Annotated in this window: 18 protein-coding genes; 5 read left to right on the top strand and 13 right to left on the bottom strand. The window is 46.3% G+C overall.

Annotated elements, in window-relative coordinates; translation table 11 throughout:
• Positions 1-142: 142 nt before the first annotated feature.
• The 11 genes from paaK to paaA form a co-directional block, all read right to left on the bottom strand.
• On the bottom strand, positions 143-1,492 hold the full coding sequence (gene paaK, locus PR795_RS09010; RefSeq protein ID WP_006659694.1) for a phenylacetate--CoA ligase PaaK: 1,350 nt from the start codon (positions 1,490-1,492) through the stop codon (positions 143-145).
• Positions 1,493-1,603: 111 nt separating this feature from the next.
• Positions 1,604-2,806, bottom strand: a complete 1,203-nt coding sequence (gene pcaF, locus PR795_RS09015; RefSeq protein WP_006663129.1) for a 3-oxoadipyl-CoA thiolase — start codon at positions 2,804-2,806, stop codon at positions 1,604-1,606.
• The gene (gene paaI, locus PR795_RS09020; protein WP_006663128.1) at positions 2,803-3,243 is read right to left on the bottom strand and encodes a hydroxyphenylacetyl-CoA thioesterase PaaI; all 441 of its coding nucleotides are present in this window, start codon (positions 3,241-3,243) and stop codon (positions 2,803-2,805) included. The genes pcaF and paaI overlap by 4 nt, the downstream gene beginning before the upstream one ends.
• Positions 3,240-4,808 (bottom strand): 3-hydroxyacyl-CoA dehydrogenase, encoded by a 1,569-nt coding sequence (locus tag PR795_RS09025; RefSeq protein ID WP_181480475.1) that lies wholly within the window; start codon positions 4,806-4,808, stop codon positions 3,240-3,242. The genes paaI and PR795_RS09025 overlap by 4 nt, the downstream gene beginning before the upstream one ends.
• Before the next feature lie 2 nt (positions 4,809-4,810).
• Positions 4,811-5,620, bottom strand: coding sequence for a 2-(1,2-epoxy-1,2-dihydrophenyl)acetyl-CoA isomerase PaaG (gene paaG, locus PR795_RS09030; RefSeq protein ID WP_154601631.1), 810 nt, complete (start codon positions 5,618-5,620; stop codon positions 4,811-4,813).
• A gap of 2 nt (positions 5,621-5,622) precedes the next feature.
• A complete protein-coding gene (paaF, locus tag PR795_RS09035) occupies positions 5,623-6,396 on the bottom strand; it encodes a 2,3-dehydroadipyl-CoA hydratase PaaF (RefSeq protein ID WP_181480476.1) in 774 nt (257 codons plus the stop codon).
• A gap of 9 nt (positions 6,397-6,405) precedes the next feature.
• A complete protein-coding gene (gene paaE / locus PR795_RS09040; protein ID WP_006663124.1) occupies positions 6,406-7,461 on the bottom strand; it encodes a 1,2-phenylacetyl-CoA epoxidase subunit PaaE in 1,056 nt (351 codons plus the stop codon).
• Positions 7,462-7,471: 10 nt separating this feature from the next.
• Positions 7,472-7,972 carry a 1,2-phenylacetyl-CoA epoxidase subunit PaaD gene (gene paaD / locus PR795_RS09045; RefSeq protein ID WP_006659687.1) on the bottom strand — a complete coding sequence of 167 codons (501 nt, stop codon included), beginning with the start codon at positions 7,970-7,972 and terminating at the stop codon, positions 7,472-7,474.
• Positions 7,973-7,977: 5 nt separating this feature from the next.
• Positions 7,978-8,736, bottom strand: a complete 759-nt coding sequence (paaC, locus tag PR795_RS09050) for a 1,2-phenylacetyl-CoA epoxidase subunit PaaC (RefSeq protein WP_232373752.1) — start codon at positions 8,734-8,736, stop codon at positions 7,978-7,980.
• A gap of 10 nt (positions 8,737-8,746) precedes the next feature.
• The gene (paaB, locus tag PR795_RS09055) at positions 8,747-9,034 is read right to left on the bottom strand and encodes a 1,2-phenylacetyl-CoA epoxidase subunit PaaB (protein WP_006659685.1); all 288 of its coding nucleotides are present in this window, start codon (positions 9,032-9,034) and stop codon (positions 8,747-8,749) included.
• 19 nt (positions 9,035-9,053) lie between these two features.
• On the bottom strand, positions 9,054-9,992 hold the full coding sequence (gene paaA / locus PR795_RS09060) for a 1,2-phenylacetyl-CoA epoxidase subunit PaaA (protein ID WP_006663120.1): 939 nt from the start codon (positions 9,990-9,992) through the stop codon (positions 9,054-9,056).
• A 325-nt stretch (positions 9,993-10,317) separates the two neighbouring features.
• Here paaA and paaZ point away from each other — a divergent pair, with 325 nt between their 5' ends.
• From paaZ to PR795_RS09075, 3 genes are all read left to right on the top strand, one after another.
• Entirely contained in the window at positions 10,318-12,378 is a 2,061-nt protein-coding gene (gene paaZ / locus PR795_RS09065; RefSeq protein WP_181480479.1) for a phenylacetic acid degradation bifunctional protein PaaZ, read from the top strand.
• Positions 12,379-12,507: 129 nt separating this feature from the next.
• The gene (locus PR795_RS09070) at positions 12,508-12,750 is read left to right on the top strand and encodes a type II toxin-antitoxin system ParD family antitoxin (protein WP_006663118.1); all 243 of its coding nucleotides are present in this window, start codon (positions 12,508-12,510) and stop codon (positions 12,748-12,750) included.
• Positions 12,743-13,036, top strand: a complete 294-nt coding sequence (locus PR795_RS09075) for a type II toxin-antitoxin system RelE/ParE family toxin (RefSeq protein ID WP_006659681.1) — start codon at positions 12,743-12,745, stop codon at positions 13,034-13,036. The genes PR795_RS09070 and PR795_RS09075 overlap by 8 nt, the downstream gene beginning before the upstream one ends.
• Positions 13,037-13,081: 45 nt before the next feature.
• On the opposite strand, the gene PR795_RS09080 is transcribed toward PR795_RS09075, so the two are convergent.
• The gene (locus PR795_RS09080) at positions 13,082-13,393 is read right to left on the bottom strand and encodes a monooxygenase (protein WP_036966425.1); all 312 of its coding nucleotides are present in this window, start codon (positions 13,391-13,393) and stop codon (positions 13,082-13,084) included.
• 193 nt (positions 13,394-13,586) lie between these two features.
• Here PR795_RS09080 and PR795_RS09085 point away from each other — a divergent pair, with 193 nt between their 5' ends.
• The gene (locus PR795_RS09085; RefSeq protein WP_006663116.1) at positions 13,587-15,332 is read left to right on the top strand and encodes a lipase family alpha/beta hydrolase; all 1,746 of its coding nucleotides are present in this window, start codon (positions 13,587-13,589) and stop codon (positions 15,330-15,332) included.
• Entirely contained in the window at positions 15,332-16,408 is a 1,077-nt protein-coding gene (locus tag PR795_RS09090; protein ID WP_036974171.1) for a T6SS immunity protein Tli4 family protein, read from the top strand. The genes PR795_RS09085 and PR795_RS09090 overlap by 1 nt, the downstream gene beginning before the upstream one ends.
• A gap of 59 nt (positions 16,409-16,467) precedes the next feature.
• On the opposite strand, the gene phrB is transcribed toward PR795_RS09090, so the two are convergent.
• Positions 16,468-17,901: a deoxyribodipyrimidine photo-lyase gene (gene phrB, locus PR795_RS09095; protein WP_181480480.1), complete on the bottom strand. Its 1,434-nt coding sequence runs from the start codon at positions 17,899-17,901 to the stop codon at positions 16,468-16,470.
• Positions 17,902-17,923 lie beyond the last annotated feature (22 nt).

A 17,923-nucleotide genomic window follows, 5' to 3' on the forward strand; every position in this document is an offset into this window, starting at 1 on the left:
CCCTAAAATTTATGTATCAGATACTTTGCAAATCTTAGACAAAAACGAGAGGGTTGTCTTGTTTTCACGCTAAAGAGTGTGAGTACAGTAGGGAAACCAGGGATTAGGCGCATTCTTGATGAATATGCCTAATCCTTTAAAATTAAATGGCAATTCGTGTATCAATCACTCGTTGAGCTTTGCCCTGCGAGCGGGGAATATCACCACAATTGACGATACTGACACGGGTACTGATCCCTACCATGGATTTGATGCGGTGTTTGAGGTTATGGCAGATATTACAACGTTCGTCGAATGTGAGTTGATCAGGGTGTTTTAACTCGACGCGAACAGAGAGGTTATCCATATTGCCTTTGCGACCTATTTCCAATTGGTAGTGTGGCGATAACTCTTTGAATTGCATGATTTGCTCTTCAATTTGTGAAGGGAATACGTTAACGCCCCGGATAATCATCATGTCATCGGAGCGACCTGTGATTTTACCGATGCTGCGCATCTGGCGATTTTCCCCTGCTTTTAGGTGGGTAAGGTCGCGGGTTCGGTAGCGGATCACTGGCATGGCTTCTTTTGTCAGGGTAGTGAACACTAACTCACCATGCTCTCCATCACCGAGGGTTTTTAGGGTATTAGGGCAGATAATTTCAGGGTAAAAATGGTCTTCCCAGATGGTAGGACCGCTTTCACTTGAGTCTGCGCATTCCATGGCAACGCCAGGTCCCATGACTTCAGATAAACCATAAATATCTAACGCTTTGATTCCTAAGCGCGTTTCAATTTCGGCTCTCAGTGATTCGGTCCAAGGTTCCGCACCAAAGACCCCGATCCTTAGTGAGCACTTACTAGCATCTCCACCCATGATTTTCTCAAGTTCATCAATGATACTGAGGCAGTAAGATGGGGTAACCATGATGATGTCAGGTTTAAAATCGACAATTAATTGTGCTTGTTTCTCGGTTTGACCACCAGACATCGGAATAACCGCCGCACCAAGGCGTTCTGCGCCATAGTGCGCCCCTAATCCGCCTGTGAATAATCCATAGCCATAAGCAACGTGGACTTTGTCACCTCGGGTAGCGCCAGCAGATCGTAGGCTACGTGCAATTAAGTCTGCCCAATTATCAATATCTTGCTGGGTATAACCCACTACGGTTGGGCGCCCCGTCGTCCCGGAAGAGGCGTGAATGCGGGTAATTTGGTCCATTGGCACAGCAAAGGTGTCGAATGGGTAGTTTTCACGTAAATCTTGCTTAGTGGTATAGGGAAATTTTTCGATATCACTAAGCTGTTTAAAATCGTCAGGGTGTACGCCCGCGGCATCGAATTTTTTGCGGTACATTGGCACATTTTCGTATGCGTGAGTGAGTGTCCACTTCATTCGCGAGAATTGCAGTGCCTCGATCTCATCGCGAGAAGCAAACTCGATCGGGTCGATATTTTCTCTTGGATCGAGACTTTTTGTTGTATCAAGACGGTTATGTTGTGTCATGCTCATAATTGCCAATCCTTATTATTATTGCTATCTGCACTTAGGTGACAAATGCCGTTCAAAAGGTCTGTTATCCGCCTGAGCAGGTGTAGGGTAACTCGGCGGTTTTCTTGTTATTCAGACACGTTCAATAATCATTGCAATGCCTTGACCCACACCGATGCACATCGTGCATAACCCGTAGCGACCTTGCTTACGGTGCAGCTCATTCATGGCGGAAATCACCAAGCGAGACCCACTCATACCGAGTGGATGACCCAAGGAGATAGCGCCCCCATTAGGGTTTACCTGCGGTGCATCATCAGGAAGACCTAAACCCCGTAAAACAGCGAGTGCTTGAGCGGCAAAGGCTTCGTTTAGCTCAATCACATCCATTTGTTCGATAGTCAGTCCTGCCATTTTCAATACTTTTTGGGTGGCAGGTAGGGGACCAATCCCCATTAAACGCGGTTCGACACCACAGGTTGCGGTTGCTATCACGCGTGCGCGTGGTGTTAATCCTTGCTGCTTAGCGACATTTTCTGAGGCGATGATCAGCGCAGCTGCGCCATCATTGACACCAGAGGCGTTACCTGCGGTGACACTGCCATTTTCACGAAAGGGTGTTTTCAGTTTTTGTAGCTGCTCGGGCGTGGTTTCAGGGCGTGGATGTTCGTCTTCCGTAACCTGTTGCTCGGCTTTGCGCTGCTTCACGGTGACTGGCACAATTTCTTCGGCAAACACACCGTTGAGACGCGCGACTTCGGTACGTTGCTGACTGCGCAGCGCAAATGCATCTTGGTCTTCTCGGCTGATATTGTAGGTCTGCGCGACGTTTTCAGCAGTTTCAGGCATCGAGTCGGTGGAGAATTGTTGCTCCATCAGCGGATTGATAAACCGCCAGCCAATTGTGGTATCAAACATTTGGGCTTGGCGAGAAAACGCCGCGTCTTGTTTTCCCATGACAAATGGGGCGCGGCTCATCGACTCCACACCGCCTGCGATCATCAAGCCAGATTCACCTGCTTTGATGCTACGTGCGGCAAGGGCGATGGCATCTAAGCCTGAACCGCATAGACGGTTGATCGTGGTGCCTGAAACAGAAATGGGTAAGCCGGAAAGTAAACCTGCCATTCGTGCAATATTGCGATTATCTTCACCCGCTTGGTTGGCGCATCCGAGGATAATGTCATCGGTTAGGCTCCAGTCCAATTGTGGGTTACGTACCATCAGTGCTTTGAGCGTAATGGCGGAGAGGTCATCGGGACGCAAAGAAGATAAAGCGCCACCATAGCGACCAATCGGGGTGCGAATACCATCGCAAATGTAGGCGTCATTCATGATGCTTCTCCAACTAAACGATGACCTAGACGGTGGGAACGACCTTGAAACAGCGCAAGTGGTTTGCCATCTTGATTGATGATCTCCACTTCATATAGTCCGCTACGTTTGCCTTGGTGTTGCATTTTGGCGATAGCGGTGAGGGTGTCCCCTTCAAAACCGGGACGTAAAAAATCGATGGAACACATAGAGGCAACGGCGGCATAACCTTGACTATTACACGCGTAAGCAAAAGCCGTATCCGCTAGACTGAATAACTGTCCGCCATGGCAGGTTTTATGTCCGTTGAGCATATTGTGCGTGACTACCATGGTGAGTTGCGCATAGCCATTGGCGACTTCTTCAATCACCATTCCCATCGCTTTAGCACACGTGTCATCACGGTACATAGCATGAGCAGCTTGCTGAGCGAGGGTGATGTTAGGCAGTGAATTCATGGTAATGCCTCCAATGATAATGACTGAAAACCGGCAGCGAGCTGGCGCAGTAATGGATTAGGGCGATAGCGCCCATCGCCATAGAAATGGGCTAAATGCTCAAGCGTTTGCAAAATATGCGCCCAACCAATTTGTGCTCCCCATGCTAAAGGACCTTTTGGGTAGTTAACCCCAAAGCGCATCGCCAAATCACTATCTTGGGCGCTAGCGATCCCTTTGTTCACCACATCCAGCGCTTCATTGCAGAGCATTGCAACGGTGCGTAAGGTTAAGAGTGCTGGGTAATCTGGCAGCACAATGACGCGCTTACCAATGGATTGAAAAAAGGCAATGGCATCTTGGTTTTGCTGGTGGCTATTTTGTGTCGCGCAACTGATAACTATCGTGGTTGCCGCAACATAGTTGGCGGATAAGTCAAATTGCACGACGGGTTGCTTAAGCTTTTGCGCAAGTGTGGATGTAAGTTCACCATTTGTTAACATAATAATAACGTCATTAACAACCAGTGATGGAGGTTGGCGTGTTTTTTGTTCAGCTTCTTCGATGCTGATCCCGTTTTGCTGCAAAAGTTGCTTAAGTTCAGGAAATATTTGCCAATTTCCGAAGGCTTTCACGTTAAGCGGGTGTGACAGTACGACAGTAGGAGCCACTTCAATCTCAGATGACGATTTATTATGATCATCATGATTATCGGAAGAATAAGGGTAAAACCCGCGACCCGATTTACGCCCTAAATAACCCGCTTGTACCAGTGCTAATTGCGCAAAGGAAGTCTGAAAGCGCGGGTCATAGCCAAATGCCTGAAACACGGATTCTGTCACCGCATAATTGACGTCATGCCCGATTAAATCCGTCAGTTGCAAAGGTCCCATTGAAAAGCCCCCTGCATCACGAATAACACTGTCTAATGTAGCGGGTGTACCGACTTGCTCCTCCAACGCTCGCAATGTTTCCGCATAGAAGGGTCTTGCCACACGATTCACAATAAACCCCGGTGTTGAGCGACAAATAACGGGGATCTTATTAAACGCAAGCGTCAGCTTTTTTAGGCATTCAATGACATTTTCGGCAGTATCTAACCCTCTGATCACTTCAACCAGTTTCATCACAGGCGCAGGGTTAAAAAAATGCAAGCCAGCCATGCGCTCAGGGCGCTTAAGTACACTGGCGATGGCGGTAATCGATAAAGATGATGTATTGCTTGCAAAAATAGTGTTTTCGCGGCAAATGCCTTCAAGTTCACTAAAGATAGCCTGCTTGACTGACAATTTTTCTGCCACGGCTTCAATCACTAAGTCAGCAGATGTTAGCGCAGCAAGATTGTTGACCACATGGAGGCGGCTCAAGGTTTCTTCTGTGCTTTTTGCATCCGCTTTTCCTTGTTCAACCCGTTTGCGTAAGCGCACCGTGAGTGCGGTAACAGATTGCTGCAATACCTGAGCATTCACATCGAAAAGTTGCACGTGTAGACCCGCATTTGCGGCAACTTGCGCAATGCCAATCCCCATGGTGCCTGCACCAATAACGGCAACGTTTTGTAGGGATAAACTTGAAGGTACCGTCATGGCTATTTCCCTTGGAACGTCGGTTCGCGTTTGTTTAAGAATGCATCTACGCCCTCACGGTAATCGTGGCTACGACCACCTAAACGCTGTAAATCACGCTCTAAATCCAGTTGCTGATCGAGGGTATTGGTGGCTGCGCTATGAATGGCTTTCTTGATTAACCCCAATCCATAAGTTGGCTGAATTGCAAGGTGTTTGGCGAGATTATTGACGGTAGCAGCAAGCTGATCATGGTCAGTGACTTGCCAAATCATGCCCCATTGTAGTGCTTGTTCGGCGCTAATTTTGTCTCCCAGCATTGCCATTCCCATGGCACGAGCACGACCCACAAGTTGCGGCAAGAACCAGCTTCCACCCGAGTCTGGCACTAACCCAAGCCGGCAGAATGATTGAATAAAACTGGCATTTTTTGCGGCGATGACAATATCCCCTGCAAGGGCAATGGCGGCACCTGCACCCGCAGCAACACCGTTAACAGCACAAATAATGGGTTTCGGTAATGATGTTAAACGGCGGATCAGCGGGTTGTAGTAAGTTTCGACGGAAAAGCCCAGATCAGGGGCTTCGGATCCGACGGCGACATTGCGATCGTTAAGATCTTGCCCCGCGCAGAAACCGCGACCCGCTCCGGTGATCACTAAGCAACGGACGCTTTCGTCTTGTTCGGCGATTTTAATCGCTGCGCTCAATTGTCGATGCATCTCGTCGTTAAAGCTATTGAGGCGCTCAGGGCGATTCAACGTAATCGTTAATACGCCATCTTGCAGTGAGGTAAGGATCATCTCTTCGGTGAGAGTGGTGTCATTTATCATGATTAGCGTCCTGTAAATTGCGGGGATCGTTTTTCGAAAAAGGCGGCGATCCCCTCTTGGCGATCGTCAGTACCCGCAAGGCTGACAAAGTATTGGCGCTCCAGTTTTAAGCCTTCGGTCAGGTGAGATTCTTGGGCGCTCACTAGCGCAGCTTTGGCGGCGTTTACGGCTAAAGGCGCATGCCCTGCAATGCGTTTGGCGATGGTTTGAGCACGTTCGAGAGTGAGAGCGTCCACACACACTTCGCTGATGAGTCCGGCTTGTTGCGCTTGTTGAGCACTAATGGTTTCTCCCGTCAGTACCATTTGCATGGCGAGGGACTTACCCACTGCGCGGATAAGACGCTGGGTTCCGCCGGCTCCGGGGATCAGCCCAAGGGTAATTTCAGGCAGACCAAAACGTGCGGATTCCCCCGCAATAATGATGTCGCTGGCAAGCAGCAATTCGAACCCCGCGCCTAACGCGTAGCCGTTGGCGGCACAAATGATAGGCTTCGTAATTTGCGCAAAACGACGCCAAACTTGTGGGCGTTTATCCGTGATAGCGCTGGCAACGGTTTGCTGCTGAAGTTCTTTAAGATCAGCCCCTGCTGCAAAGAAACGCGGGTTGCCCGTGATGACGATAGCGCCGATATTGTCATCGATTTGCGCATGTTCAAGATGTTTAACCAGTAACTCAAGGCACGGTGTACTCAATGCATTGCGCACATCGGGGCGATTAATCGTCAGTGTCAAAACGCGGTGATGTTGTTGCGATAAAATCCAATTATTTTCCATGGTGCGCCCTTACACATCAAAGTCCAAAACCACACCATCCCCCTTAGGCCATGACTGGCAACTGAGGATATAACCTGCGGCAATTTGGTCGGGTTCGAGGCTGTAATTCACACCCATTTCCACCTCACCTGAGCGCAGTTTGCATTTACAGGTTGCGCAAACACCGCCTTTGCAGGCATAAGGTAGGTCGGCACCTTGGCGTAATGCGGCATCAAGGATGCTGTCATCTTGCCCATCCATATCGATGTTTAAGATACGTCCATCTAACTGGAGGGTAACTTGGCGGCTTTCGCTGGTGACGACGCTGGGCTTAAATTTTGCCCCTGTGGTGTTAAAACGTTCGGTATGTACACGTTCTTGCGCCATACCGTGGTGAACGAGCGTGGTTTGTACTTCATCCATCATGGATTCAGGACCACAAATAAAAGCGCGGTTGAATTGGTTAAAGTTGAGTAGGGATTTTCCCAATGCAGTGAGCTGCTGAGCATCAATACGCCCACTGAGCAATGCGCTTTCTTGTGGCTCTTGGCTGAATAGGTACAGCACTTGAAAGCGGGTGGCAAAGCGGTTTTTTAAATCCGCTATGGCTTCTTTAAACATGACCGAGCGGCTAGTGCGATTACCGTAAATCAGCACAAAGTGGCTGTCTGTCTCGGTTTGTAAAGTGGCTTTGATAATCGATAACAGCGGAGTAATACCAGAGCCAGCGGCAACCGCTAAATAGTCCCCATTTTGCTGGCTATCTGGTTGATACCCGAATTGCCCTTGAGGAACCATCACCTCTAAGCTATCGCCAACATTCAGTTGTTGGTTGATAAAGTTAGAAAACCGGCCTTCATAGATAGCTTTAACACCAATTTTGAGTTCATTTTCATCAGGTGCACTGCAAATAGAATAACAGCGGCGGAGGTTCTCACCATTAATCGCGGCTTTTAACGTTAAATGCTGACCAGGGCGATAACGGTATTGCTCCCGCAATAGTTCAGGAATATGAAAAGTGACCGCCACGGTATCTGGCGTGTCACGGTCAATAGCGGCAATACTTAAACGGTGAAAGACAGTCATGAGTGTGCCCTTAAATACATTTAAAGTAATCAAACGGTTCTAAGCATTCATTGCAGCGATACAGTGCTTTGCAAGCGGTGGAGCCGAACTCGCTAATCTTTTCTGTCTGTTCGCTGTTGCAACGAGGGCAGCAAATCGTGTCGGTATGCTCAGGGTGTTCACAAGCAACACCTTGCGGAGGAGCAATCCCAAATTCGCGTAAGCGCCTTTTCGCATCTTGACTCATCCAGTCCGTGGTCCATGCTGGTGTTAAAATCACGTCAACATTCACATGCTGGAAACCTGCGTTATCAAGAACCTCTTTGATTTCATTGATTAAAAATTCGGTAGCAGGGCAGCCAGAGTAGGTTGGGGTAAACCCGACTTGCCAGCCTTGCTCGGTGGGTATCACATGGCGAACCATGCCAAGATCAGTAATAGACAGAGCAGGCAATTCAGGATCAGGGATCTGCTGAAGCTGCTGCCAGATCTGATGAATATCGGGAGATTGAAGTTGCATTCTCTGTTCCATGATTGTCACCACTGGCTATGAGGGTAGGCACGTTGGACAAATTGCAGCTGCGTGAGAATTAAACCGAGGTGCTCAGTGTGGCTGCCTTGTTTGCCACCTAATCGATAAGCAGCTTGCTCAGGTAGGCTGAGAGTGGCGGTTTCAAAGGTTTCATTTACGGTATTTAGCCAAATGTCTTGCAGTGCACGGGGGTCGACGGCGATACCAGCATCACTTAAGGTGATTTCAATGTCATCGGCATGAAACAACTCGCCCGTAAAGCGCCACAAGCGATCGACGGATTGCTGGATTTTTTGTTGGCTCAATGGGGTGCCATCCCCTAAACGAATCATCCAGCCGCGGCTAAAGCGCAAGTGGTACAACGCTTCTTTGAGTGATTTTTCAGCAATAGCGGCCAGCTGTGGATCGCTACTTTGGGTGAGTGCGCGATACAGAGGCACATGATAAGCATCGATAAAAAATTGGCGCACGAGGGTATCATTGAAACCGTCGTTAGGTTGTTCAACTAACAGCAAGTTACTGAATTCACGTTCATCGCGTAGATAGGCAAGCGTATCTTCGTTATTACCAGCACCTTTGAGTTCCGCGGCATAGCTGAGGAAATTGCGCGCTTGCCCCAGTAAATCTAAGCCGATGTTGGACAGCGCAAGGTCAATTTCGATTTCAGGGGCGTGACCGCACCACTCGCACAGGCGCTGTGCCAGAATCAGTGGAGTGTCTCCGAGGCGTAAAACATAATGGTGGAGCTGCTGTTTTTCGGTCATTTCAAGCTCCTTACATGTTTTTGATGCCATCAGGGATGGTGTAAAAGGTCGGGTGGCGGTAAACCTTGCTATCCGCAGGGTCAAAAAATTGATCTTTTTCATCCGGTTGAGATGCGACCAAATGGGCAGCTTTGACGACCCAAATGGAGCAACCTTCACTGCGGCGGGTGTAAACATCACGGGCATTCTCTAGCGCCATTTGATCGTCTGTAGCGTGTAGGCTACCGACATGACGATGAGCGAGACCTTGTTTGCTGCGTACAAATACTTCATACAGTGGCCAATCTTGATTATTCATGGTGTTTTCCTTTTAGCGGCTAGGCGGCGGATTTGATAGCTGTCTGCTTTTGGCTGTGTGCCATCGCACCTTCTCGTACCCATGCTCCGTCTTCCCAACCTTTGCGCTTAGCATCAAGGCGTTCTTGGTTACAGATCCCTTGGCCTTTCAGCACTTGGTAGAACTCTTCCCAGTCAATCTCACCAAACCGGTAGTGACCGAGTGCGTCATCCCAATGCAAATCAGGGTCAGGGATGGTCATGCCGAGGGCTTCCACCTGTGGCACGGTGTTATCCACAAATTTTTGGCGGAGCTCATCGTTACTAAAGCGTTTGATTTTCCATGCCATGCTTTGCGCACTATGAGTGGAATCTGAATCGTTGGGACCAAACATCATTAATACGGGCCACCAAAATCGGTTGATTGCATCTTGCAGCATGACTTTTTGCTCGTGAGTACCTTCTGCTAGTGCCATGACAGCTTCATAACCTTGGCGTTGGTGAAAACTCTCTTCTTTGCAAATCTTCACCATCGCACGGGCATAAGGTCCATAAGAGGCTCGGCAGAGTGCCACTTGGTTGACGATTGCTGCACCATCAACTAACCAACCAATCACTCCGATATCAGCCCAGCTAAGGGTGGGATAGTTGAAAATGGAGGAGTATTTCATTTTTTCATCCAGCATCTTTTGGTAGATGTCTTGGCGGGAGCATCCTAAGGTTTCTGCGGCACTGTAGAGGTATAAACCATGTCCCGCTTCATCTTGAATTTTTGCCAGTAGAACGGTCTTACGACGCAAGGTTGGCGCGCGAGTGAGCCAGTTGGCTTCCGGTAGCATGCCAATGACTTCCGAGTGGGCGTGCTGTCCAATCTGGCGAATGAGGTTTTGTCTGTATGCATCGGGCATCCAATCTTTGGGCTCGATGGCGATATCGGCTTCGATTTTGGCATCGAAGAGGATTTGATTTTGCTTGCTCATTGTTATCCACCATTAAAGTGATTCGCAAAAATATTTTTAATTAAAAAATATGGAACACATTTATTTAACATTAATGCTAGGAATAGTTAACAATAAGATCAATGATGTTTGTAGGGTTTTTGCGAGTGACCTCACAAGTAATTAAATTATATTCAATTAAATCAACTTGATAAAATGATATGTTTTTCCTTGATTACGCTGATAATACCTAGGATTAAGTCTATTTGTGTTTTATTTGTTAAATTTAAATTGGCATCTATGATTGTTTATATGATACATATTTAACATATTGATATGGTTTATTGTCGTTTTCTGGAGATGGAATATGCAACATTTAACAAGTTACATCATGGGGAAGTGGGCAACTGGCGCTGGGGAAGGGCGTAAGATTTTTCATGCGTTAACCAATGAAGCCCTCTATGCAGTGACAACTGAGGAATTACCTTTAGCGCAAAGCCTACAATATGGGCGTGACGTGGGGGGGAAGGCGCTTGCGAATCTGACATTCCAACAGCGTGGAGAGATGCTGAAAGCCGTTGCCAGATACTTACTTGCTCATAAAAATGAGTTATATGCTATCTCTGCTCAGACAGGCGCAACAAAATCAGACAGTTGGGTGGATATTGAAGGGGGGATTGGCACGCTATTTTCCTATGCAGGGCTGGCGAGCCGCGAACTGCCAGATGATACGGTGTGGTCGGAAGATGAGATGATTCCGCTGTCCAAGCAAGGGCAGTTTGTCGCACGCCATATTTTAACGTCGCGCCGTGGCGTGGCTTTGCACATCAATGCGTTCAACTTTCCGTGCTGGGGTATGTTAGAAAAATTGGCGCCAACGTGGTTAGCGGGGATGCCTGCCATCATCAAACCTGCCACCGCTTCTGCACAAGTGACTCAAGCAATGGTGGCATTGATACTTGAGAGTGGATTGGTTCCTGAAGGGGCGATTCAATTAATTTGTGGCGGCGTTGGGGATATGTTTAACCACTTAGATTTCGAAGATGTGGTGACTTTTACGGGGTCGGCGAGTACTGGGCAGAAACTCAAATCTCACCCACGAATCAACCAAAAGTCAGTGTCTTTTACCATGGAAGCGGATTCACTAAACTGTGCCATTTTAGGTTCAGACGTTCAGCCTGAACAACCTGAATTTGCACTGTTTATCAAAGAAGTGGTTAATGAAATGACGACAAAGGCAGGGCAAAAATGTACTGCAATTCGCCGAATTATCGTCCCTAAAACTCAGTTGGAAAATGTGAAAAATGCCCTCCTAAAACGCATCTCGAATGTCGCGGTGGGTGACCCTGCTGCTGAAGGGGTTCGAATGGGGGCATTGATTAACCTTGAACAGCGCCAAGATGTACAGGACAAAGTCAATTATCTGCTCGCCAATGGCTGTGAACGACTGTGCGGTGGTAGCTTTGCTAATATGCAGGTGGTGGGGGGCGATAGCGAGAAAGGGGCGTTTTTCCCACCGACATTGCTGTATTGTGCTGAGCCATTTGTGCATCAAGCAGTACACGAAACCGAGGCGTTTGGTCCCGTGGCGACATTAATGAGCTATGACGAGTTAGAGCAAGCGGTGCAATTGGCAGCGCTCGGTGGTGGGAGCTTAGTGGGCTCATTGATTACGGCAGATAGCCAAGTGGCACAGACGGTGATCCGTGCAGCAGCGCGTGTACATGGTCGTATGCTGATTTTGAATGAGGCGGCATCAACGGAGTCTACGGGGCATGGCTCGCCTTTGCCTATGTTGGTTCACGGTGGACCTGGTCGGGCTGGGGGAGGTGAAGAGCTGGGTGGTTTACGAGCAGTAAAACATTATATGCAACGCACTGCGATTCAAGGCAGCCCATCTATGTTGACCGCGATTAGCAAGCAGTGGATGCGCGGCGCTGAAGCTATTGCCGATGTGGTGCATCCGTTCCGTAAATATTTCGAAGAGTTAGTGATTGGCGATACGCTACTGACCGCGAGACGCACGGTGACTGAGGCGGATATTGTGAATTTTGCTTGTCTCAGTGGGGATAATTTCTATGTGCATGTGGATAAACTCGGCGCTGAGCAGTCGATGTTTGGCGAGCGCATTGCTCACGGCTATTTTGTGGTATCAGCGGCGGCGGGGCTGTTTGTGGATGCAGGAGTAGGTCCTGTTATCGCTAACTACGGGATGGAAAACTTGCGTTTTATCGAGCCAGTAAAAATTGGCGATACCATCCAAGTGCGCTTAACATGCAAGAAAAAGATCAAAAAAGCCCAGAAAAAAGCCGAAGATAAGCCTAATGGGGTTATCGAGTGGGATGTCCAAGTGTTTAATCAGCATAATGATATCGTGGCGCTATACAGTATTTTAACGCTGGTGGAGCGCCGCCACGGGGATTTTTGATGCTGTGGGAGAGGGCTGAGTCATAAGAGAGGGCAAAAATGCCCTCTCAGTTTTCACTGGCTGGAAGCAACAGAAATTCATTGCTATAGTTGTATGACTGAATAATACCATTCGATGGTAGGTGAATTTATGGCGAGAGTGACAAGTGTGACATTGGGGGAGCACTTCAACCGTTTTATTGGTGATATGATCCAGTCTGGTCGCTATGGCAATACATCAGAAGTGATAAGGGACGCATTACGTATGATGGAAGAGAGAGAGCAACGGCTTGAATATGTAAGAAAAATGGTATTGGATGGACTGAATTCACCTGAGAGTGAAAGCAGTATGGATGACATTTTTGCCAGAGCAGAAAAGGATTTAAATGTATAAACTTTCCCAAGTTGCGGAAGAGGATATTTATCAAATTGCTCGTTACACAATACGGCAGTTTGGTGTTAATCAGGCGAAAAAATACCACAATGAATTAAAAAAAACGTTTGAGTTACTGGCAAACTCACCATGGATAGGCAAAGAGTGCCATTGGGTATGTGAAGGGATGAGGCGATTTGAGTTTAAAAAACATTCCATTTATTACATGCCCCAAACCCCATTTATTTTTATTGCCCGCGTTATTCATCAATCTGTGGATGTCGATGGATTCGATTTTGCTGAGTAAATTTTAACGGGATAAGAGAGGGCAAAAATGCCCTCTCTATTGAAACTATTTTTGAATAAATTGCGCTTGGTTCAGCTGGCTGAGTGCGGTATTCACACTAAAAATTTGCCCGCTTACTTCAGGTACACCAAAGGATTTGAGTCGTGCGCTGTGCATTTCGAGATACGCTTGTGCATCGGCTTGGTTAGCAAATAAGTAAATGCCCCCCGCCCGTTGGGTCTGTTGGTTTTCAGTCCAAATCTTCCAAATGAACCCCGGTTCTTGGTTAATGGATTGCGCTAATCCTTCCATTGCCGCCGCCATCTCGTCACCCCATGGACCTTGGTATGGGAAATCAACCTGTAAAATCACCTGCATTATTATTGCCTCCTATTGTTGTTGTCTGGTTATCATAACCAGTAATTTTTATTTAGGATTGATCAAATTGGGGGTTGGGGGGAATGAACTTTGTTTCATTACGTTAATCGAGGCATTTGTCCCATTTTCCTAATGTTGTTCCTTATTATTTGAGTTATGCTCCGTTACATAACCTAAATTTTAAGGATGTCTTATGAGTCAGGATGAACAAAGCGAAAATATTCAGCATTGTTTCGCTGAATTTGATGACAACAAATGTGCTGTTTGGAAAGACTTACAGCTAAAACACCAATCTGAAAATGCCAAAGCGCATTGTTATCTCCCTTCAACTAAAGTGGTTCCGGTTATTTTTTTACCTGGCATTATGGGATCTAACTTACGAAGTAAAAAAGATAAAAAATCAATCTGGCGTATTCGAAAAAGTACAGGTGGTATGGCTTGGGATGCGCTCGGTTGGCTTTTTACCTCTGGAAATAAAAGGAAAAAATTACTCGATCCTGAAACAACTGAAACTGACCCTACTCAGGATGTTGATAAAAATGACAACGAGTCTACTTACTTTGTCAATTCAAGACAGAAAAGAGGATGGGGAAGTGTATTGCAGTTTTCGTATGCAGACCCACTCGACAAGTTACAGAAAGAATTACTGGTTTGGGAACAGTATTACAATAAAGCGAAAGGTCAGGGATGCGCGACGGCAGATGAAGCCGAGGCCTATTTTTCTCAAGAATCAACGTTCAAGTTCATTTTAGATCGACCCCTCACGCCAGTGGATACCAACCCCCTTTCATTTCGTGAAGCGGGAAAATACCGTAATTTGCTGCTTCCACTTCATGCTTTTGGTTATAACTGGCTACAAGACAACGCTCAGTCTGCACAAGAGCTCGGCAAATACATTGATGAGGTCTTAAATTTATACCGCCCTAAACAGAATGGAGGAATTGGGCATGGACTCGCCTTTGAAGAAGGGCATGAAAAAGTCATTCTAGTGACCCATTCGATGGGGGGCTTGGTATCCCGTTACGCTTCCGAATTATTAGAAACGCCCTACAAAGATAAAATACTGGGGATTGTGCATGGTGTGATGCCGGACTTAGGTTCGCCAACTGCCTACAAAATGATGAAAATTGGGGAGCACTCCATGCCGATGGGGTTAGTGCTGGGAATGAGTGCAACGCGTCTCATGTCGGTATTAGCGCAATCTCCAGCACCTCTGCAACTCTTACCTTCTCCGAAATATAATCATGGGAAACCGTGGCTGCGAATTGAAAAAGGTAGTTCTGATGGCGTGACTGATTTGTTATTACCGCAAAATGGAGACCCATTTAAAGAGATCTATCTTAAGGGTAAGGTTTGGTGGCAAATGTACGAGCCCGATATTTTGGATAAAAAAGATGATGATATAAAAACAAATTTTGATAAATACAAAAAAATAATGAGATATACAGTTCGTAAATTTATTAAAGAAATGGACGGGCAATATCATGCGAATACTTACCAATTTTACGGGGCGTATTTTGATGTGAATGACCCGAAAGATGGTCGTCGTTCAGATGAAACGGTGACGTGGAAATTACGCGATAAAACTTCTTGGTTATGGGTGTCTGATGATAGCCGTTCTACTGATATTTATGGGAATAAGCGTGAATATACGTTACTCAAATCCAGCGATAAGTGGAAAAAGACGCACTCATTGGATTATGAGGGAGGTGCCGGTGATGGCACTGTGCCTAGATATTCCATCAATTTAGATAGAAAAGACCTGTTTAAAGAAATTTTAGAAATGAATGTTGACCATCAAAACGCTTATCAGTTTGCACCTCTAAAAGGGGATGCGGAGTTTGATTCGTATGAAAAAACAGGGGATGTTTCCCCTGCCATTAAATTTACCTTGCGTTCCCTGTGTCGTATCTTGCAAACGGATGAGGTGAAACCCTAATGAAAAAAGGATTGGTGAGTATTTCCGGTTTGGTCTTATTGGCGAGTTTAGCGGCGTGCTCTGTGCCGAATAAAACGTATTCAACTTCACTTAATGAAAAGGATTCTGCTGTGATTAATACTCTATTTGATGATGCACCGACCTATTGTTTAGGGCGTTATACCTTTAATTATCCTAAATCTTTAACACAAAATCTTTCTTCCATTATTAAAATTGATGATATGACGATTGAAAGTCAGTTTATTTATCCCCCTTCGTTTAAACAACGTGTTGATCTGCGTGAAGAAGAGTTGAAAAAACATCGCGTAAGTGATGATTCTGATGGACCGTTTTTGAAAGATATTATTAGATTGGATAATGGCGTTATTTTTGAAAGGAATGAGGCGTACCAATATCCAGATGTACTTCGTGTTTTAGAGGCTAACGTATACATTGATAATGTTGCTTTTATTATAACTTCAAAATTTGAAGATGTTTCCAAATCAAAATATGTAGATGAACAATTAGAATATAAGGAAGAAAATAAACCATTTACCGATAAGCCTCAAAAACTAGCAGCCATGCAATCATTAATCTCTCGTTTACATGGTCGTCCAAAGAATGAAATTCCGACGGATAAAGGGATCTGTATTCCTTATGGTTTTATTCAGGATGATGGAAAATCGCACCAAGAAGAAATTTCGATGGTTTTTGAAAACCCGCAATTCTATTGGGCTGTCGATATGGATAATACGATAGAAAGTGAAAAGGAAAGTATGTTGGATAGGGCGGATGAAATTAAATCTGTTCTCTCTCAATATGGGGGTAAAACGTTACGAAAAGGAAACGTACAGTTTAATAACGTGGCGGGTGAAGAGTGGTTAACTTTAGGTCGAGACCCTCGTTATGATAATCAATCCGATAAATTTTATTATTTTCAATATTATGCGAATGAAAAAAACATCGGTTATTTACACCCTTCTGTGAGTATATTGATGCATTCGACCAGTAAGGTTGTTCATTATGCGGATGATCAAATGGTTGAAATTTGGGATCGGGTTTTACAGTCATTTAAACTTCGTTCGAACGCGTATTAAGGTTTTTAATTAACCACATTAAGATGTAGGAGTGAATGGCATTTTAGTAAATGATGAACTCATTTTTTTATGCTCTTTCGCTTCCCTGCCTCAAATGCTTCCAACGTCATCAATCGTGCCTGTTTATGGTCAACAATCGGGGTTGGATAATTCAGAGAGACTTGGTGAGATTCTGCCCATGTATGGGGGTCGTGAATAAATTTCTCGGGGACATCGCGAAGTTCGGGCAGCCACTCGCGGATAAACGTCCCTTGTGGGTCGAATTTTTTCCCTTGGGTGGTTGGATTAAAAATACGGAACCACGGCGAGGCATCAACACCCGTTGAAGCTGACCACTGCCAGCCGCCATTGTTCGCCGCCAAAGTGCCATCGATTAACTGGCTCATAAAGTAGTGTTCGCCTTTGCGCCAGTCGACCAGCAAATCTTTGACTAAAAAACTCGCTACAATCATCCGTAGTCGATTATGCATCCAGCCCGTTTGGTTGAGTTGGCGCATGGCGGCATCCACAATGGGGTAGCCCGTTTGCCCGTTTTTCCATGCGGTTAAGGCTGTTTCATCGGGATTCCATTGAATATGCTGCGTCCATTCAATAAACGGTTGATGGCGACAAAGACGCGGAAATGCGACCAATAGATGGCTGTAAAATTCTCGCCAAATTAATTCATTCAGCCAGCTAAAACCACCACTTTCTTGTGAGTCAAAAACCTGTGGGTTCTCTGCTAATAAGCGATTCACACATTGGCGAGGCGAAAGCACCCCAAGCGCTAAATAGGGGGATAATTGGCTAGTACCATCAATGGCGGGAATATCTCGGTCGCGTTGGTAATCTTGTACGCGCTCGCTGCAAAATTGTCGTAATTTCGCTAATGCAGCGTGTTCTCCAGCGGTAAATTGCGGTGAAATTTCAACAGATTGGTGAACAAAAAGTGGATGTGTATTTTCAACGGCTAATGCCGCTCCCCGTGGTTTAGGGGCGGGAAATGAGCAGAAATCACTCATCATCAATTGGCTCAAAAAGGCGCGGCGAAATGGGGTATAGACTTGATACATATCCCCTTTTTGCGTCGTCACTGAACCCGGCGGAAGTAATAGGGCATCATCATAGGTGAAAATATTCAGATGCTGCGCTTGCTGGCGTAACTGTTCATCCCGCAAACGCTCATTTAACTCGTATTGGTGATTGAAATATAATCCTGTGGCATTTTGCTGTTGGGCAAAATTCAGCAACCATTTCACGGAATCCGCAAAGGTCGCTGTGGTATGGCAAATCAGGGGAATACCTCGTTTTGCTAAAGTGTGTTGTAGCTCGACAAGGTTTTGATGCAAAAAGGCAATTTGCCTTGGTGATACATTATGAGCTGCCCACTGTTCTGGCGTCGCAATATAGACGCCGATCACAGTGGCAGTAGGATCCTCACAAGCGAAGGTAAGCGCTTTATTGTCGGTGACTCGTAGATCGTTGCGAAACCAAACTAAGTGACAAACCGACATCGCTTTCCTCGCTGTTTTTTAA

The sequence above is a fragment of the Providencia sp. PROV209 genome (genome assembly GCF_028479485.1).
Lineage (GTDB): Bacteria > Pseudomonadota > Gammaproteobacteria > Enterobacterales > Enterobacteriaceae > Providencia > Providencia alcalifaciens.

Coding starts and splice junctions, on each gene's coding strand:
- paaB (WP_006659685.1), bottom strand. CDS start 9,034: ATGAATAATCAAGATTGGCCACTGTATGAAGTATTTGTACGCAGCAAA.
- PR795_RS09070 (WP_006663118.1), top strand. CDS start 12,508: ATGGCGAGAGTGACAAGTGTGACATTGGGGGAGCACTTCAACCGTTTT.
- paaI (WP_006663128.1), bottom strand. CDS start 3,243: ATGAATTCACTGCCTAACATCACCCTCGCTCAGCAAGCTGCTCATGCT.
- paaD (WP_006659687.1), bottom strand. CDS start 7,972: ATGGAACAGAGAATGCAACTTCAATCTCCCGATATTCATCAGATCTGG.
- pcaF (WP_006663129.1), bottom strand. CDS start 2,806: ATGAATGACGCCTACATTTGCGATGGTATTCGCACCCCGATTGGTCGC.
- PR795_RS09090 (WP_036974171.1), top strand. CDS start 15,332: ATGAAAAAAGGATTGGTGAGTATTTCCGGTTTGGTCTTATTGGCGAGT.
- paaF (WP_181480476.1), bottom strand. CDS start 6,396: ATGGAAAATAATTGGATTTTATCGCAACAACATCACCGCGTTTTGACA.
- phrB (WP_181480480.1), bottom strand. CDS start 17,901: ATGTCGGTTTGTCACTTAGTTTGGTTTCGCAACGATCTACGAGTCACC.
- PR795_RS09025 (WP_181480475.1), bottom strand. CDS start 4,808: ATGACGGTACCTTCAAGTTTATCCCTACAAAACGTTGCCGTTATTGGT.
- paaG (WP_154601631.1), bottom strand. CDS start 5,620: ATGATAAATGACACCACTCTCACCGAAGAGATGATCCTTACCTCACTG.
- paaC (WP_232373752.1), bottom strand. CDS start 8,736: ATGACCGAAAAACAGCAGCTCCACCATTATGTTTTACGCCTCGGAGAC.
- PR795_RS09080 (WP_036966425.1), bottom strand. CDS start 13,393: ATGCAGGTGATTTTACAGGTTGATTTCCCATACCAAGGTCCATGGGGT.
- PR795_RS09085 (WP_006663116.1), top strand. CDS start 13,587: ATGAGTCAGGATGAACAAAGCGAAAATATTCAGCATTGTTTCGCTGAA.
- paaA (WP_006663120.1), bottom strand. CDS start 9,992: ATGAGCAAGCAAAATCAAATCCTCTTCGATGCCAAAATCGAAGCCGAT.
- paaE (WP_006663124.1), bottom strand. CDS start 7,461: ATGACTGTCTTTCACCGTTTAAGTATTGCCGCTATTGACCGTGACACG.
- PR795_RS09075 (WP_006659681.1), top strand. CDS start 12,743: ATGTATAAACTTTCCCAAGTTGCGGAAGAGGATATTTATCAAATTGCT.
- paaK (WP_006659694.1), bottom strand. CDS start 1,492: ATGAGCATGACACAACATAACCGTCTTGATACAACAAAAAGTCTCGAT.
- paaZ (WP_181480479.1), top strand. CDS start 10,318: ATGCAACATTTAACAAGTTACATCATGGGGAAGTGGGCAACTGGCGCT.